The sequence below is a fragment of the Saccharomonospora amisosensis genome, from assembly GCF_011761185.1.
GTDB lineage: Bacteria > Actinomycetota > Actinomycetes > Mycobacteriales > Pseudonocardiaceae > Saccharomonospora_A > Saccharomonospora_A amisosensis.
This window is the reverse complement of record NZ_JAAOYM010000001.1, coordinates 2,105,861-2,122,104: the sequence shown is the minus strand read 5'-3', so window position 1 is coordinate 2,122,104 and position 16,244 is coordinate 2,105,861. Positions and strand designations below refer to the sequence as shown.

General features: G+C 70.5%; 15 protein-coding genes. 4 read left to right on the top strand and 11 right to left on the bottom strand.

Translation table 11 applies throughout. The annotated features are described in order from the left end of the window. Positions 1-12: 12 nt before the first annotated feature. The 5 genes from FHU38_RS10390 to FHU38_RS10370 are packed head-to-tail and all read right to left on the bottom strand — an operon-like array spanning position 13 to position 4,723. A complete protein-coding gene (locus FHU38_RS10390) occupies positions 13-885 on the bottom strand; it encodes an ATP-grasp domain-containing protein (protein WP_167169481.1) in 873 nt (290 codons plus the stop codon). Further along, a complete protein-coding gene (locus tag FHU38_RS10385) occupies positions 882-1,202 on the bottom strand; it encodes a hypothetical protein (protein WP_167169478.1) in 321 nt (106 codons plus the stop codon). Before FHU38_RS10385 ends, FHU38_RS10390 begins: the two co-directional genes overlap by 4 nt. After that, the gene (locus FHU38_RS27290) at positions 1,195-2,937 is read right to left on the bottom strand and encodes a phosphatase PAP2 family protein (protein WP_313886722.1); all 1,743 of its coding nucleotides are present in this window, start codon (positions 2,935-2,937) and stop codon (positions 1,195-1,197) included. The genes FHU38_RS10385 and FHU38_RS27290 overlap by 8 nt, the downstream gene beginning before the upstream one ends. A 36-nt stretch (positions 2,938-2,973) precedes the next feature. Beyond that, positions 2,974-3,660, bottom strand: a complete 687-nt coding sequence (locus FHU38_RS10375) for a hypothetical protein (RefSeq protein ID WP_167169475.1) — start codon at positions 3,658-3,660, stop codon at positions 2,974-2,976. 4 nt (positions 3,661-3,664) lie between these two features. After that, a complete protein-coding gene (locus FHU38_RS10370) occupies positions 3,665-4,723 on the bottom strand; it encodes a DMT family transporter (protein WP_167169472.1) in 1,059 nt (352 codons plus the stop codon). A gap of 129 nt (positions 4,724-4,852) precedes the next feature. Here FHU38_RS10370 and FHU38_RS10365 point away from each other — a divergent pair, with 129 nt between their 5' ends. Continuing rightward, complete coding sequence (locus FHU38_RS10365) at positions 4,853-5,824, top strand: quinone oxidoreductase family protein (RefSeq protein WP_167169469.1); 972 nt, start codon at positions 4,853-4,855, stop codon at positions 5,822-5,824. 136 nt (positions 5,825-5,960) lie between these two features. Here the strand turns inward: FHU38_RS10365 and FHU38_RS10360 are convergent, their stop codons facing one another. From FHU38_RS10360 to FHU38_RS10335, 6 genes are all read right to left on the bottom strand, one after another. Continuing rightward, complete coding sequence (locus tag FHU38_RS10360; RefSeq protein ID WP_167169467.1) at positions 5,961-6,530, bottom strand: FKBP-type peptidyl-prolyl cis-trans isomerase; 570 nt, start codon at positions 6,528-6,530, stop codon at positions 5,961-5,963. Positions 6,531-6,551: 21 nt separating this feature from the next. Continuing rightward, positions 6,552-8,996: an ATP-binding domain-containing protein gene (locus tag FHU38_RS10355; protein WP_208415619.1), complete on the bottom strand. Its 2,445-nt coding sequence runs from the start codon at positions 8,994-8,996 to the stop codon at positions 6,552-6,554. Positions 8,997-9,109: 113 nt separating this feature from the next. After that, positions 9,110-10,135 (bottom strand): heme o synthase, encoded by a 1,026-nt coding sequence (locus FHU38_RS10350; protein ID WP_208415618.1) that lies wholly within the window; start codon positions 10,133-10,135, stop codon positions 9,110-9,112. Positions 10,136-10,336: 201 nt separating this feature from the next. Continuing rightward, complete coding sequence (locus tag FHU38_RS27950; protein ID WP_167169464.1) at positions 10,337-11,155, bottom strand: DUF5753 domain-containing protein; 819 nt, start codon at positions 11,153-11,155, stop codon at positions 10,337-10,339. A gap of 7 nt (positions 11,156-11,162) precedes the next feature. After that, positions 11,163-11,693 (bottom strand): DUF6879 family protein, encoded by a 531-nt coding sequence (locus tag FHU38_RS10340; protein WP_167169461.1) that lies wholly within the window; start codon positions 11,691-11,693, stop codon positions 11,163-11,165. Further along, positions 11,693-11,917 carry a hypothetical protein gene (locus FHU38_RS10335; protein WP_167169459.1) on the bottom strand — a complete coding sequence of 75 codons (225 nt, stop codon included), beginning with the start codon at positions 11,915-11,917 and terminating at the stop codon, positions 11,693-11,695. The genes FHU38_RS10340 and FHU38_RS10335 overlap by 1 nt, the downstream gene beginning before the upstream one ends. A 219-nt stretch (positions 11,918-12,136) precedes the next feature. On the opposite strand from FHU38_RS10335, the gene FHU38_RS27285 reads away from it, so the two are divergent. The 3 genes from FHU38_RS27285 to tal all read left to right on the top strand — a co-directional run bounded on the left by FHU38_RS27285 (position 12,137) and on the right by tal (position 16,241). Further along, a complete protein-coding gene (locus FHU38_RS27285) occupies positions 12,137-12,820 on the top strand; it encodes a hypothetical protein (RefSeq protein ID WP_243852226.1) in 684 nt (227 codons plus the stop codon). Between the two features lie 166 nt (positions 12,821-12,986). Further along, complete coding sequence (gene tkt / locus FHU38_RS10325; protein WP_167169456.1) at positions 12,987-15,083, top strand: transketolase; 2,097 nt, start codon at positions 12,987-12,989, stop codon at positions 15,081-15,083. Positions 15,084-15,125: 42 nt separating this feature from the next. Next, a complete protein-coding gene (tal, locus tag FHU38_RS10320) occupies positions 15,126-16,241 on the top strand; it encodes a transaldolase (protein WP_167169453.1) in 1,116 nt (371 codons plus the stop codon). Positions 16,242-16,244: the final 3 nt, after the last annotated feature.

The window sequence follows — 16,244 nt, the reverse complement described above, 5'->3', positions numbered from 1 at the left end:
AGACTCGCGGGATTAGGCGAGGTGTTGGCGCACTGCGGACGCGAAGCGCGCGGCGGCGTCCTTCCCCGCCTGCTCGAACCCCAGCGAAGGCTCGGTGAGCTCCAGTTCCAGCAGCGCGGGCGCACCGTCGTCAACGCGCACCACGTCCACCCGCGCGTACAGCAGTTCCGCCCTGCTCTTACCGAGCCGGTGTGCCGCCGCGTCGAGCACGTCCTCGGCAAGCGCGCGAAACCGCGGCGGCGGGTCGGTGGCGGCCCGCTTCTCCGTCACGAACAACCCTGACCGATCCATTCCCTGCCCGGCCAGCATCGGGCCCTTGGTGAAGGCGTGGGAGTACACGCCGCAGAAGAACACCAGCGCGGTCTCACCCTCGGTATCCACCCGGCGCTGGTAAGGCTGCAGCAGCACCGCCCTGCCCCGCGCATGCAGCGCGGTGAGGTGGTCGGCGGCCCGCTCGGTGTCGGCGGGCCCGAACCGGCCCACCCCTCTCGATCCGGCCCCCACCGCGGGCTTGAGCACGAACTCCGCGTCCGGCCAGCTCGGCGTGTCCCCCGGCCGCAGCAACCTGGTCGGCACGACAGCCTGCCCAGACTCGGCCAACTCCACCAGGTAGGACTTGTCGGTGTTCCACCGCACCACGTCGAAGGTGTTTCGCAACTTGGGCACGGAAGCACACCAGCGGAGGAACTCCTCCCACCTGTCCGGGTAGTCCCAGGTGGAACGCAGGATCACCAGATCAGCGGCGGTGAAGTCGGCGGCCGGGTCGTCCCAGGCGAACCAGCGGGAAGTCACGCCGACGTCGGCGAGAGCCGGGGGCACCGCCCGTTCGTCGGGATCGCCGTGCGGCAGGCGCGCCGAGGTGGCGAGGATGACCTTCGCGGTCACCGGCGAGCCAGCGGACCGGCCATCCTGTATCGGTGCCTGGCTCCGATGACGGTGGCGGCCACGGTCTCGGCGTCCCACACGGCCGGTTCGAGCTCGTCAACCGCCTCGACAAGCGCGTCCCCTGCCTGCGGGCTCGGCACGATGACATCGCCGAGCGCGCCGTCGGCGCCGACGAGAACCACACGGGCGCCCGCTCGGCCGATTCGCTCGACCACGGCCTTCGCGGGCTTGCCGTGCTCGGCCACGAACGCGCGCGCCACCGCCAGTTGCCTGGAGGTGGGCTCGGCGGGGGTCTGCTCGGTTTCGGTGTCAGCCACGGCGCGAGTGTAGGCCGAGTTTGGCCAGCTCCGTGCTCAACCGGGTCTCGAAGCGGTCCACGTCACCCACGAGCTCACAGGCGATTAGCAACCCGACCCACAGGGTGCCGTCCACGGTCTGCGCGCCCAGCCCAAGCGGGCTGTCCGGCCCCGGTGCCACGAGCGGCACCGCGACGCTCACCGGCAGTTCGTCGACCGGCACGGGCGGCTCACACCACCGGGGCCCCGCCAGCTCCGCCTCCACGCCCGCGTCCTCGGCGCGGCAAGGACGCGCACCGAGGGTGCCTGCCAGCACCGCCAGCCGCCGCTTGGGCAACAGGCCGCGCAGCGGCACGTCCACCGGCACCCCACCTTCCCGATCGGCCAGCCACACCCGCACCGGGTCGGGCAGGATGTCCGGTTGCCCGCCCGCGAGCGCGCCCGTCACCGCGCACAGCAGCACTTCCGAGGCCCGAGCCCGGTGAGCCGCCGCGAGGTCACACACGGCGCGCTCCGGCAGCCCGACGACCGTCAGCCTCAGCCGGCGCGGCTGGCCGCCCGCAGCCGGGTCGGCGCCGTCCCCGGCGCGGCTACCTGGCGCGGGGGCGGCGATCGGCACCACCGCCGCCACGCCGTCAGCGCTGACCAGCGCGCACCGCCACGGTGGCCGGTCGGGCGGCAACGGCCGCGCGACGAGGTCCGCCGCGATGCGGTACAGGGTGGCGCGCGCCCGCTGCTCGCCCTTACCGGTGAGGTCGTACTCGGGCAGATGCCACGACCAGTCCGGCTCGGGCCGCTGTTCCTGGCCGGGACCCGCCGCCCGCCGGTGGTCGGCCAGCACGAGCCCTCGGACGCGCTGCCTCAGCCAAACCAGGTCCGTGCAGTTGGCGCCTTTGGTGCCTGCTGCGCCCTTTTCGATGCGCCGCGCCTCCAGCAGGAGCAGCCTGCCCACGTTCGCCCGCGTCGTCCACCGCTCTGGCGCGCTGCGCGTGTCCTGAGGGTGTCCGCGCAGCCCTGCCCCGGCGACACCGAGCCACACCACCAGCACGCCACCCACGGCGTCGAGCCAGTAATGGTTACCGGTGGCGATGATGACCAGGAAGGTCACCAGCACATGCACCGCGCTGGCGAGTTGCGCCAGCCACCCGCTCGCGATGCGGGCAAGGACGACCGACACCCACACCGCCCAACCGATGTGCAGCGAGGGCATGGCCGCGAACTGGTTGGCGTTGTCCACCATCGGCGAGCCCCACGACCCCCACGTGCCGCTCAACCGGACGGTGTCGACGAAGCCCGCGCCGGGCAGCAACCTCGGCGGGGCCACGGGGTAGAGCCAGAAACACACCAGCGCGAACAGGTTGAGCAGCGCGAAAGAGTCACGCGCCCAGCGGTAGACCCTCGGCCTGCGCAGGAAGAGCCACACCAGCACGACCAGGGTCGTGACGATGTAGGTGAAGGCGTACTCGTAGTTCGCCACCACTCGCAGCCAGCCCGTGTCGGCCAGCCACAGGTTCATCGGAAGTTCGAAGTCGGTGTGCAGGGCCCGCTCGAAGGCGAGGATGGCCTCGCCGTTGGCCATGGCCCTGGCCACGTGGCCGGGCAGCGGCCAGGAATGCACGAGCAGGTAGACACCGAACAGCGCGAGGCCGAGCAGGATCTCGACCCACCATCTCAGTCGGCGATCGGCGCCGATCCCGGTGCCTGCCGCCGCGGCGCGGACCGCTGATCCCGCAGTGAGCACAACACCGTATATCACGAACCGTAGTGATCTACGCGTCCCCGCGCCGTCGAACTATGCGGTGACGGGAGGTTTACCCAGCCGCAGCGTCACGCCGGGCACCTTGCGCAGCGTGCGCCAGCCGTGGCCGACGGCGATCGCCACCGTCAGCGCGGTAAGCAGCCCGCTGAACACGCCACGCGACAACAGGCCCGCCTCCACACTCCACCGCAGGAACGCCATGGTCATCGCGGCATCGAGCAGGCGTGAGCCGCCCCACAGCAGGGCGACGTTGACGAACACCTTGCGCACGGTCTGATGGGAGAACAGCTCGGCGGGCAGGTGCACGAAGTCGCGGGCCAGTCGTTCCGTGATCGGCTTCCCGATCACGGCACTTCCCACGAACAGCAGGAACATGAGTATCGAGCCCACCACGGGTTGCAGCACGTACACCGCCGCACTGGAGGTGATGAGAGCCACGATCGCGCGGCTGACGAGCATGCCCGTCGACAGCAGTAGCGTCTGTGGCAGTTCGCGACGCATGAGCCTGCGCGCGCCGATCACCAGCGCACTCCAGCCCATCACGGCCGCGAGGCCGGGCACCAGGCCGAAGAAGTGCAGCAGGACCATGAACAGCAGTGTGGGGACGACAACTGTTTCCAGCAGCAGGGTCACCGCACGCGTGAGCGTCGACCGCAGATGCGGGATCTCGATGACCAGGTGCCGTTCGTGATGTCGCTCGGTTGCCTGCGCCTTGTGCACGGGCTCAACCTCCAGGTCGGGTCCTGGGTCTGGTCCGGGCCCCATTCCGGCTCTGTGTCCCATGGAACTTGCCAACAGCATGCGCCTGCGTATCGACGCTGTCAGACACTTTAGCTCGGACTGGGTAAACCCCATGCGTCGCTGTACTCCGGCTTTCCAGCCGCACGGCGGGTGAGTGTGCCAGGCCGAAGGCCCCTAGCACCAGCAGCGCTCCGGCCGCGGCGACCGCGGCGAGCGGCCCCGCATCGGTGGACAGGTGCCCGTCGAAGGCCAGCACGCCGACCGCGAAACTGGCCCCAGGATTGACAATCGACATCACCGCGATCGCCGCGGAAAGCGAGCCGGAGGCATAGGCCTGCTGGCCGAGCAGCAGGCCGCACGTGGTGGTGACCGCGAGCGTGTAGCCCGGCCAGTCCAAAGCCGTGGCGAGCACCCCTCGCTGGGCGAGACTGTCGGCTGTGAGTTTCATCATGGCCGCACTCATCGCGTAGCAGATGCCGGCGGAGGCGGCGATGAGCGCGGTGAACAGCAACGGCCCTGCCAGCTGGGCGGCCTGCACCAGCACCGCCACCGTCACCACCGCGATGAACAGCGCGAGGATCAGCCGGCCGCGGTCGGGTTCACCGCCGAGCGGGGCCGCGCCCTCCACAGCCAGGAACAGCGCGACACCGCCGGTGATCGCCAGCGCCGAGAGCCAGTCCCGCAGCGACGGCCAGCGCCTGACCGCCGCCGACGCCATCGGCAACGCGAAGAGCAACTGGGTCACCAGCAGCGGCTGCACCAGCGCGACGGAGCCGAAGTGCAGCGCGGTCGCCTGGCTGGCGAAACCGGTGAGGTTCGTTCCCCACCCGAGCAGCCACAGCCGCTGCTTCAGCATTCGCCTCAGCAACCACAGCACCGGAAGCCGGTGTGTCGCGGCGCGATGCCGAGCGTCGGTGTCGGCGGCCCTGATCACCGCCCGTCGCTGCAACGCGGCGGAGGCGGCGAACAGGAAGGCCGCGGTGAAGCCTAGAACGACAGGTATCAGCACGTCATTGACCAGCGCTTCGCGGCGGGTAACCATTCCGGCATGATCTGCGTCCGTGGTGGCTGGAAACGGCGGTCACCGCAGGTTACCGCACACCACGCTGCTGAGTGTTTAGCCTGGTCGCGGCCCTGCTAAACAACCAACGAGGACGAAGAAGGAGTGCGTATGGCCACGGCGGTGCGGGTACGGCGAACCGGCGGCCCCGAGGTGCTCGAAGTCAGCGACGTCGAGATCGGCGGTCCCGGTCCCCGGGAGATCCTGGTCGACGTCGCGGCGGCGGGGGTCAACTTCATCGACACCTACCAGCGGTCCGGCATCTACCCGATGGAGCTGCCCTACACGCCGGGGTTGGAGGGCGCGGGCACTGTGGCCGCCGTCGGGTCCGAGGTACACGACTTCGCCGTGGGCGATCGGGTGGCCTGGCAAGGCACGCCCGGTGGCTACGCGCAGCAGGCCCTGGTGCCCGCCGACATCGCCTTCGCCGTGCCCGACGGCGTGTCCGACGAGTCCGCCGCGGCGCTGCTGCTACAGGGCATCACCGCCCACTACCTGCTGAACTCGACCTACGCGGTCAGCGAAGGCGAGACCGTGCTGGTACACGCCGCGGCCGGTGGTGTCGGGCTACTGCTGGTGCAGTTGGCGAAAGCGAAGGGCGCCAGGGTCATCGGCACCGTGTCGACACCGGAGAAGGAGCAGCTCGCTCGAGACGCGGGCGCCGACGAGGTGATCCGATACACCGAGCGGGACTTCGTGGAAGCAACCCGGGAACTCACCGACGGCGCGGGCGTGCCGGTGGTCTACGACGGTGTCGGCAAGTCCACCTACGAGGGCAGCCTGTCGTGTCTGCGGCCGAGGGGGCTGCTCGCGCTGTTCGGCGCTTCCAGCGGCCCGGTACCGCCGATCGACCCGCAGCGACTCAACGCGGGCGGCTCGCTGTACCTGACGCGGCCCAAGATCGCCGACTACACGCGGACGCGCGAGGAGTCCACGTGGCGAGCCTCCGAACTGCTGGAGGCCGTGCGGGCGGGGACGCTGACGGTACGCGTCGGGCAGCGGTACCCGTTGCGGCAGGCCCGCGAGGCCCACGAGGACCTGGAGGGCCGCCGCACAACGGGAAAGGTGCTGTTGTTGCCGTGACCGGACGGGGTCGTGGGTGCCCTCAGCACGTCTCAACGCGTCCCAGCGCGTCCCAGTGACCTCAGCTGGCCGCCGTGACCTCAGCTGACCTCAGCGGCGCCCCACGACCCCGGCCGAACGGCAGGTGCGGCTGTCGCTACTGGCTTCGCACGCTGAAGGCGTCGACGACGACGGCAAGTGGCTCGTCGGCGAGCGGCTCGCCCGCGGCGTCACCGAAGCCCATCCCGGCGGGCACCAGCACCAACCTGCGCCCGCCTTCCCGGATGCCGCTCAGTGCCTCGTCCCAGCCATCGAACTCGTGCGGCTCGCCGAGCGTGATGGTCAGCGAAGCCTGCTGGTCGAAGGTGTTCTCCTGGACCTGCCCGTCGGACCACGACACCAGCTGGTAGTCGGCCTGTACCGTGCTGCCCTGCTCAGCGGCGGGTCCCTGGCCTCGCTCCAGGTCTCTGGTCAGCAGCCGGGTGGGTGCCTCGCAGTCCTGCGGGATCTCCACGTTCGGACCGATCGTGTCCGGCTGCTGCCGGACCGTGATGTCCTCGGCCGTGCACTCCTTGCCCTGCGGGGTCGTCTGGGTGGGAGCGGCCGCCGACGTGGGCGTGGGCTCCGCGCCCGGCGGCAGGTCGGAGGGCTGCTCGTTCGGCGGTGAGCACGCCACCAGCCCGACGGCGAACGCCGCCACCGCGATGATCTTGCCAGCATTGCGCATGTGGACACCCTAGCTGGGCGCCTACCGGCCGCTTTGCGCACCTGAGAGCACGGCCGGAACCCGGGAGGTGTGGATGATCCCGAGCCGCTGCGTCGCCCGTGTCAACGCCACGTAGAGGTCGTTGAGCCCCTTCGGCGAGTCGCGCAGGATCTCGTCGGGCGCCACCAGCACGACCCCGTCGAACTCCAGGCCCTTGGCCCGTTCCACGGTGAGCACCGAGACCCTCGGCTGTGGCCGCGCGGAGCCGGCCTCGTCAGCCATCCCGCCGTCCATCCCGCCCACCATGTCCACCGTGCCCGCCGCGCCCGCGGTCTCTGCCAGCTCGGCGGACAGCGGCGCCTCCAGCGACGCCGGACACAGCACCGCCAGGGTGCCGCCGTCCAGCTCGGCCAGCTCCGCGTCGACCACGGTCCGCAACCGGTGCGCCACCTCACCGGCGGGCACCTGCCGTTGCCACGGCGAAACCCCGGTGCCGCGCACCGACACCGGCGCGGACAGGCCCGAGTCGATCTCGGCGAGCACCCGTCCGGCCAGCTCCATGATCTCGGCGGGCGTGCGGTAGTTCACCGTCAGCTCGCGCAGCCGCCACCGATCACCGACGTAGGGCTGCAGCACCCGGCCCCACGCCGAGGTGCCCGAGGCCGAGCCGGTCTGGGCCACGTCACCGACGATGGTCATCGACCGGCTCGGGCAGCGTCGCATCAGCAACCGCCAATCCATCGCCGAAAGCTCCTGCGCCTCGTCCACGATCACGTGCCCGAACGTCCAGGAACGGTCCATGGCCGCCCGCTGCGCCGCGGTGAGGTCGTTGCTGGCCTCCTGGCGCTCGGCAAGTAGTTCGGCGTCGAGCACGTCGCGGACCCGGATGATCTCCTCGTCGAGGATCTCCTCGTCCTGCTCAAGCACGTGCAGCACGCCCTGTGCGTAGGCGCGCTGCTCACGCCGCCTGCGCTCCCTGCGCTCGCGGGCCTCGGTGTCGTCCTCGCCGAGAAGTTCGGCCAGCTCGTCGAGCAGCGGCACGTCGGCGGGCGTCCACAGCGAACCGGGCCGGCGCAGCAGCGCAGCCCGGTCGGCGTCGTCAAGCAACCCCTCGCCTGCACGGCGCAGCCGTGCCGGATCGGTGAGCAGATCGCTCAGCAGTTCCTGCGGCGTGAGCTTCGGCCACAGCGTGTTGAGCGCGGCGAGCACCCGCTCGTCGCTGGCCAGCTCCTCCCGGATCGCTGCGTGGTCGCGCGCGTCCAGCAGGTCGGCGTCGTCGGACTCGCCCTCGGCGAGCGGCACCTGTGGCACGTCGTCCAGCACGCTCGCCTCAAGCTTGCTCGCGGACTGCTGCGCCAGCGCGTCGAGCAGGTCGTCGACGAACACCCGCCGGGCGGGGTTGTGCGGGCGCAGCGTGCCGCGCGCCTTGGCCCTGGCCCGTTCGCACGTGGCCCGGTCCAGGGTGAGCACCTCGCCGTCGACGTCGACGGCCAGCGCGTCGGTGGGCACAACCTGCCGGTCGGCCACGGCCGCGGCCAGCACGTCCACCATCACCGCGCGGCCCTTCACCTCGGCGGCGGCCGAGGAGTCGAGTCCGGTGGCCGCGAGGCCGGGAAAAAGCTCGCCGATGGTGGCCAGCAACACGCCGGTCTCGCCGAGCGAGGGCAGCACCTGGCCGATGTAGCGCAGGAACGTGCTGTTGGGCCCCACCACGAGCACCCCGCGCGTCGTCAACTGCCGCCGGTAGGTGTAGAGCAGGTACGCGGCGCGGTGCAGCGCGACCGCGGTCTTGCCGGTGCCGGGACCCCCCTGCACCACCAGCACGCCGCCGGGATCGGCGCGGATGATGCGGTCCTGCTCGGCCTGGATCGTCGCGACGATGTCGGACATCTCACCGGTGCGCCTGCGCTCAAGCGCGGCCAGCAACGCGGCCTCCCCCGCCAGACCGAGATGGTCACTGTGCTGCGCCGCGTCGAGTCGCAGCACCTCGTCGTCAAGGCCGACGACCTTCCTGGTCAGCGTGCGGATGTGCCTGCGGCGGTACACCCCGTCCGGCGACGCGGCCGTGGCCAGGTAGAACGGCCTCGCCGCGGGCGCGCGCCAGTCCAGCAGCAGCGGACGGTAGTCGTCGTCGGAGTCGAACAGCCCGAGCCGCCCGATGTAGAGCGGCGAGTCGCCGTCGTGTCCGGGTGAGAAGTCGAGCCTGCCGAAGCACAACCCCTGCTCGACGGCGCCGAGCTGGGCCAAGCGGTCGCTGTACGTCCTGGTCGCGGCCTCGCGCTCGGCCTGGGCCTGCGGCGGGCCGCCGCTGGAACGCAGCGCCTCGTCCAGCCTGCGCGCCGCCAGTTCCCGCTCGGCGTCAAGCCGCTCGTACAGCGCGGATACGTACGACTGCTCCGCCGCGATATCGGCGGCCCTGTGCGAGCGTTCGGTGGTGACGGTGTCGGCGTGGCTGTCGGGCTCCCGATGAGACGGGGACACGGACAAGGGGCAACCCCACTTTCGGAGTCGTTCGGTGTCGGATGCATTCGCCTAACCGACCAACAACGATCGCCCCGCCCCTGGAATTCCCCCGCGGGTGCCCTGCCGCTGCCCCGGTGTCAGAAGGGCAGGCCGAGCACGGGCAGCCCGATCGCGGCATCGACGGCCAACGCGACGAACACGATCATCAGGTAGGTGTTGGAACGGTGGAACAGCGCCATCGGCTTGGTCGGCTCGCCCCTGCCCGCCGCGGCGTACAACCGGTGGGCGTAGTACAGGAACCACGCCCCCGCCAGCGCCGCGAACGCCGCGTAGAGCCAACTGGTGGCCGGTGCGAGCAGCAGTGTCCAGCCCACCATCACCCAGGAGTAGACGACGATCTGCTTCGCCACGTGCTTGGGCGTTGCCACCACGGGCAGCATCGGAACACCGGCGCGCTGGTAGTCCTCGCGGTACTTCATCGCCAGCGCCCAGGTGTGCGGCGGCGTCCAGAAGAAGATCACACCGAACATCACGAACGCGGGCCATTCCACCGTGCCCTGCACGGCGGCCCAGCCGATGATGACCGGCATGCAGCCCGCAGCGCCGCCCCAGACCACGTTCTGCGGTGTGCGGCGCTTCAGCAGCAGCGTGTAGACGAAGATGTAGAAGCCGATCGTGGCGACGGCCAGCACGGCGGCGAGCAAGTTGACGGCGAGGTACAGCACCGCGAACGACGCCACACCGAGGGAGAGTCCGAAGGCCAGGGCATTGCGCGGGGGCACCGAGTCACGCACCAGCGGCCGCCGCCGCGTGCGGTGCATGACCTTGTCGATGTCGGCGTCGATCACGCAGTTCAACGCGTTCGCGCTGCCCGCGGCCATCGTCCCGCCGACAAGCGTGGCCAGCACCAGCCACGGCGACGGGATCTCCCTGCCTGCGAGGAACATCGCGGGGATCGTGGTGACCAGCAGCAGCTCGATGACTCGCGGCTTGGCGAGTGCGGCGTAGGCGCCGACAACCGCGCGGAGGCTGCGTCCGCCCTGTCCGCCCTGTTCGACCTGCCTGCCACCTGGTCCGCCTGCCACGGCCGTTCCAGCAGCGGGTTGCACGGCGCCGACCCGGTCGCCGACCTGGTCTCCGCGCCCGTGCGCCACCAACGACATCTCGCTCCCTGCGTCAGACTGCCGGTGCCTCGCCACGTGAACGCGGCACCTTGACAGATCGTAGTAGAGGTTCCCGGTGAACGTGCGGCGGCATCCGGCGGGGTCGACCCGCCGCGACCGCGCCCGGCACCGCCCCGCGAGGAGCCGCCCTAGACAACCGCCGGTCGACCTGCGCGGACGTGCGGACCAGTGGTGTGTTGCTCAGTATTCGATGCGGGCCAGGATTTCGCGTGCCCGGTCCCCTTCGGCAGCCACTTCCCACAGCCGCTCGACGGCGGCGCGGTAGGTGTCGACCTCGCGTGGATCGGTGATGCGACGTTCGCCACTAAGGTCCTCGACGAGCACCACCTCGTCGAGAATCCAGAACCCGTGCAGCGGCACGACAGGCAACCGGGTGCGGGCGGGCAGGATGCCCAACCGCAGGTTCGGCACGCCGATCGTGGCCAGCAGCCGGTGCAGCTGCGCGGCCATCACCTCCGGTGGCGCCACGGGGTGCCACAACGCCGACTCGGCGAGCAGGAACCCCAGCGTGCGGCCCGGTTCGTAGAGCACGTGCTGGCGGCGCATCCGTACCCGGACGGCCTCGGTGAGATCGTCGGTGCCGCCGTGCAGTTCGCGCGCGGTGCTCAGCACGGCGTGTGCGTAGTCGGCGGTCTGCAGCAGTCCGGGAACGACGCTGAGCTCAACCGCCCTGATCGTCGTGGCCGAGGTCTCGATGGCCAGCGCCTCGTCCTGCCGTGCGCGGTAACCCGCTCGCACCCGCTGCCGCCACACCACCCGCTCGTCCTCGATGGCGGCGCGCTCGTTGCGCAGCCGCGCCGCCGTGGTGGCGGGCGCGTCGAGCAGCCGTAGCAGCAGGTCGAGTTCGTCCGCGGTGGGCAGTTGCCTGCCGTTCTCGATCTTCGACTGCTTGTGCGCAGGCCAGCCCGCGCCCGCGGCGACAGCCTTCGCGCTCAGCCCACCTCGGAGCTGGCGAAGGCTGTCGCCGAATGCGGACTTCCTGTGCTCGAAGCTGGTCACGGGCTCCTCAGCTGCGCGCTAGCGCTGGATGGTCGTGAAACGGCCGGGCGTGCCGCCACGCCCGGTCGCGGATGAGCCGGTAGGGCGCGGTCGCCTCCGGCTCGGACTCGATGGTCGCACCTTCGAAGCCGCGCGTGCCGAAATGCATGAGCGCGACCGTGTCGTCGTCGAATATCCAGAAGTCTCGGTCACCGAGTCGCAACTGCTCGGCGCGCTCGGCGTCGATGACCCGGATGTCCTCGCCCGCCGCCGCGTTGAGCTGCGCCACGCTCATCTCGAAGCGCAGGTAGTCGGTCAGCGGCAGGGTGAGTACACGCACCCGGGCGACACTCTTGCCCTGTGCCACCGCCCGCCGGATGCTGTCCAGCCAGGGTCGCATGTACTCCAGGTCGTAGGGTTCTCCCGCGAGGAACCTGCGCAGCGGCTCGGTCTCGTACGGCTCGTGGTACTCGCCCTGGCACTCGTAGCGCCACGCGCGATGCCGGTATCGGGTGAACAGCTCGGCCCATGCCTTGCCGGTGACCAGCGGCGGCGGCATCAGTCGGCCGCCAGCTGTGGTGCCGGGACGAACCGCATCAGCTCGACCGGGACCTCCACCACGGTCTCGTGCGCCGGGATGCCGTTGCCGTGCCTGCGCAACTCGGCGAGCGCCTCCGCGTCGGTCACGATGTCCCCCTGGATCAGAAAGGTGCCCCGGTCCGTGGCATACACGGTCGGGCACTGACCGACGGTCGAGGTTGAGCCAAGGTAGGTCACCTTCATCGTTCCTCCGTGTCTGAGGGTATGGGCGAGCAACCTCGATCCAAGATCAAAGCCGGTCCGACCGCATTTTCGCCACGATCGCTCATTAGTGTGCAACCAACCGGTAGTTGCGCGCATCTATGCTAAATTGCGCGCAACTTGGCGGGCGCGGGCAGCCGGCCGGGCCGACGCACGAGGCGGGCGCCGGCCCGGCCGGTGACAGGCGGACAGGGAGGTCGCATGATCCGTCGCGATCGGGAGCTGCTGACCCGTGCCGCCGAGGTGAACCGGGGGCTCGGCGCGGTCGTCGCCGATCTCATGACGCATCAGGACGACGGGCAACTGCCCGCCGAGCAACTTCGTGCCCTCGGACGCGCGGTGTGCTGGCTCGGCTCCGACTTCCTCGCGCGCGCGGCGGAACTGGACGGTCGCGTCGTCGAGGCGGTGCCGCGTTACCTCCTCGACCCGCGCGCCGGGCACACCACGCTGTCCCGTGGCCAGTGGGAGGCGCTGGCCGAACTGTTCGGCCGGGTGTGCGAGCTCGGCGGCGAGACGGCGCACGACATCGCCACCGAGGGTCGCGGCATCCTGGAGTGCTCCCGCCCCGCGGAGTGGCCTCCGCCCGCCGGGCAGACCGGTCACCCCCGCCGTGCCGCGCCCGAAAGCGCCGACACCCGCAACACCGCCGCTGCCGAGAACGCCGCTGTCGAGAACCCCGCTGTCGAGACCCTCGATGTCGGCGAGGCCCCAGGGCCCGCGCCCGACCGCGAGTTGCGGTCGAGGGCGCACCGGGGCATCGAACTGCTGGCCAGGCTGGCCGACTCGCCCTGCCACGACGAGCGCGCCGTACGCGACACCGGAAGGGCGGTGCACGCGTTGGCGGAGTGGCTGCTGGCCTATCCGGGCATGCCGGAGGATCGCTGACCCCGGCTACCCGGTCGTCTACTCTGGCGGCGGCCCGTCATGTTGAGCCACCCCGCCCGCGATGGGAAGGGGCAACCCCTTCGGGATCGATTAAGATCGGGTGGCAAGCAGGACATGCGGGTAGCCGGGTACAGCGATCACTCGTAAGAGTCAGGAGCCGAGGTCAGTGTCGGAGAACCCCACCACCGAGAACAACCCACTGCTGCGCCGGAACTACCCGGCCGACTGGACGGAACTGGACACTCGTGCGGTGGACACGGTCAGGGTGCTGGCCGCCGACGCGGTCGAGCACTGCGGCAGCGGTCACCCCGGCGCCGCGATGAGCCTGGCACCCGTCGCATACTCGCTTTTCCAGCGCATCATGCGGCACGACCCGACCGACCCCGAGTGGCCTGCACGCGACCGGTTCGTGCTCTCCGCGGGGCACAGCAGCCTCACCCTCTACATCCAGCTCTTCCTCGCCGGGTACGGGCTGGAGTTGGAGGATCTGCGGCAACTACGCAAGTGGGGCTCCAAGACTCCCGGCCACCCGGAGTACCGGCACACTCCCGGTGTCGAGACCACGACGGGTCCGCTTGGACAGGGCCTGGCGAACGCGGTCGGCATGGCGATGGCCGCCAGGCGCGAACGCGGGCTGCTCGACCCCGAAACCCCGGACGGGCAGAGTGTGTTCGATCACCACATCTACGTGATCGCCTCCGACGGTGACATCGAGGAGGGCGTCACCGCCGAGGCGTCGTCGCTGGCGGGCAGGCAGGAACTGGGCAACCTTGTCGTCATCTACGACGACAACAAGATCTCCATCGAGGACGACACCAGCATCGCGCTGTCGGAGGACACCGCCAAGCGCTACGAGGCCTACGGCTGGCACGTGCAGGTGGTCGAGGGTGGCGAGGACATCGTGGCCTTCGAGCAGGCCGTCGCGGCCGCGAAGGCCGAGACCACCAGGCCGTCGTTCATCCTGCTGCGCACAGTGATCGGCTATCCCGCGCCGACCAAGATGAACACCGGCAAGGCACACGGTGCCGCGCTCGGGGCCGACGAGGTGGCCGGGGTCAAGCAGGCACTTGGCTTCGACCCGGCGCGCAGCTTCCAGGTCGCCGACGAGGTACTGGCGCACACCCGCGCGATCGTCGACCGTGCCAAGACCGACCGCGCGCAGTGGCAGGAGCGGTTCGACGCGTGGGCCCGCGCGAACCCCCGGCGCAAGGAACTGGCCGACCGGCTGCGCACCCGAACGCTGCCGCAGGGGTGGGAGCAGAAGCTGCCCACCTGGGAACCCGACGCGAAGGGCATCGCCACCAGGAAGGCCTCCGGCGAGGTGCTCAACGCCATCGGCGACGAGTTGCCCGAGCTGTGGGGCGGATCGGCGGACCTGGCGGAGAGCAACAACACACTCATCAAGGGCTCGGACTCGTTCGGCCCCTCGGCCGCGAGCACGGCGATGTTCCGTACCAGCCCATACGGGCGCAACCTGCACTTCGGTGTCCGCGAGCACGCGATGGGGGCCATCCTCAACGGAATCGCACTGCACGGTGGCACCCGCCCCTACGGCGGCACCTTCCTGATCTTCAGCGACTACATGCGGCCCTCGGTGCGCCTCGCCGCGCTGATGAAGGCCCCGGTCGTCTACGTGTGGACGCACGACTCGATCGGCCTCGGTGAGGACGGGCCCACCCACCAGCCGATCGAGCAACTGGCCGCGCTGCGGGCGATCCCGGGGCTCAACGTGGTGCGCCCCGCCGACGCCAACGAGACCGCCGCGGCGTGGAAGGCCGCGCTGCAGGACGTGCACGCCCCCACCGGGCTGGCGCTGACAAGGCAGAACGTCCCGGTGCTCGAAGGCACCACGGCCGAAGGCGTGGCACGGGGCGGCTACGTGCTCGCCGAGGCCGACGGCGGCACACCCGATGTGGTGCTGATCGCCACCGGCTCGGAGGTGCAGCTCGCACTCCAGGCGAGGAAGACACTGCAGGCCGAGGGCGTTGCCACCAGTGTGGTCTCGATGCCGTGCGTGGAGTGGTTCGACCAGCAGGACGCGGACTACCGGGACGCGGTGATCCCACCCGCGGTCAGGGCTCGGGTGGCGGTCGAGGCAGGCGTGGCGCAGCCGTGGCACAGGTTCGTCGGCGACGCGGGCGAGGTCGTGTCCATCGAACACTTCGGCGCCTCGGCCGACTACGCGACGCTGTTCCGCGAGTTCGGCATCACCGCCGAGGCGGTGGTGGCGGCGGCGCGCCGGTCGCTGGCCCGGGTCCGCTGACAGCCGCCGACGACTACACCGACGTATGAGGGGATGAACGCGATGGGCAACACCGACAGGCTGGCCCAGCTCTCACGGGCAGGGGTGTCGATCTGGCTCGACGACCTGTCGAGGCAGCGACTGGAGTCGGGCAACCTGGCCGAGCTGGTCAGGGAACGGCACGTGGTGGGTGTGACGACGAACCCCACCATCTTCGCCAACGCCCTCTCGCGCGGCGAGTCCTACGACGAGCAGGTGCGCGCGCTGGCCCAGCGCGGCGCCGACGTGCACGAGGCGGCGCGCGAACTCACCACCACCGACGTTCGCAACGCGGCCGACCTGCTGCGCGACGTCTACACCGGCACGGGCGGCAAGGACGGCCGGGTGTCCATCGAGGTGGACCCCGGCCTGGCATGGGACACCGACAAGACCGTGGCCGAGGCCGCCGACCTGTGGAAGGCGGTGGACCGGCCCAACATCTTCGTCAAGATCCCGGCGACCGAGCAGGGGCTGCCCGCCATCACCAGGACGCTCGCCGAAGGCATCAGTGTCAACGTCACGCTGATCTTCTCCGTAGAGCGCTACCGCGCGGTGATCGACGCCTTCTTCTCGGGCCTGGAACAGGCCAGGGCCAACGGTCACGACCTCAGGTCGATCCAGTCGGTCGCCTCGTTCTTCGTGTCCCGAGTGGACACCGAGGTGGACCACCGGCTCGAGGCAATCGGCACGGACGAGGCGCTGGCGCTGCGTGGTGAGGCCGCGATCGCCAACGCCCGGCTGGCCTACGCCACCTACGAGGAACTGTTCGCGTCGCCGCGCTGGCAGGCGCTGCGGGAAGCCGGAGCCAACCCGCAGCGACCGCTGTGGGCGTCCACGGGGGTGAAGAACCCCGACTACTCCGACACCCGCTACGTCGACGAGCTGGTGGTGGCTGGCGTCGTCAACACGATGCCGGAGAAGACGCTGGAGGCGGCGGCCGACCATGCCCGGATCGAGGGCGACAAGGTCAGCGGCACCGCGGCGCGGGCCCAGCAGGTGTTCGACCGGCTGGCCGCCGTGGGCATCGACATCAGCGACGTGTTCACCACCCTGGAGGACGAGGGCGTGGAGAAGTTCGACAAGTCCTGGACCGAGTTGCTGGACACCGTGGGCGACCAGCTCGGCAAGGCGAAAGGCTGAGGG

What these genes read in the sequence shown, in the direction of transcription:
- FHU38_RS10370 (WP_167169472.1), bottom strand. Translation starts at nt 4,723, where the DNA reads ATGGTTACCCGCCGCGAAGCGCTGGTCAATGACGTGCTGATACCTGTC.
- FHU38_RS10365 (WP_167169469.1), top strand. Translation starts at nt 4,853, where the DNA reads ATGGCCACGGCGGTGCGGGTACGGCGAACCGGCGGCCCCGAGGTGCTC.
- FHU38_RS10360 (WP_167169467.1), bottom strand. Translation starts at nt 6,530, where the DNA reads ATGCGCAATGCTGGCAAGATCATCGCGGTGGCGGCGTTCGCCGTCGGG.
- FHU38_RS10350 (WP_208415618.1), bottom strand. Translation starts at nt 10,135, where the DNA reads ATGTCGTTGGTGGCGCACGGGCGCGGAGACCAGGTCGGCGACCGGGTC.
- FHU38_RS10340 (WP_167169461.1), bottom strand. Translation starts at nt 11,693, where the DNA reads ATGCCGCCGCCGCTGGTCACCGGCAAGGCATGGGCCGAGCTGTTCACC.
- FHU38_RS10335 (WP_167169459.1), bottom strand. Translation starts at nt 11,917, where the DNA reads ATGAAGGTGACCTACCTTGGCTCAACCTCGACCGTCGGTCAGTGCCCG.
- FHU38_RS27285 (WP_243852226.1), top strand. Translation starts at nt 12,137, where the DNA reads ATGATCCGTCGCGATCGGGAGCTGCTGACCCGTGCCGCCGAGGTGAAC.
- tal (WP_167169453.1), top strand. Translation starts at nt 15,126, where the DNA reads ATGGGCAACACCGACAGGCTGGCCCAGCTCTCACGGGCAGGGGTGTCG.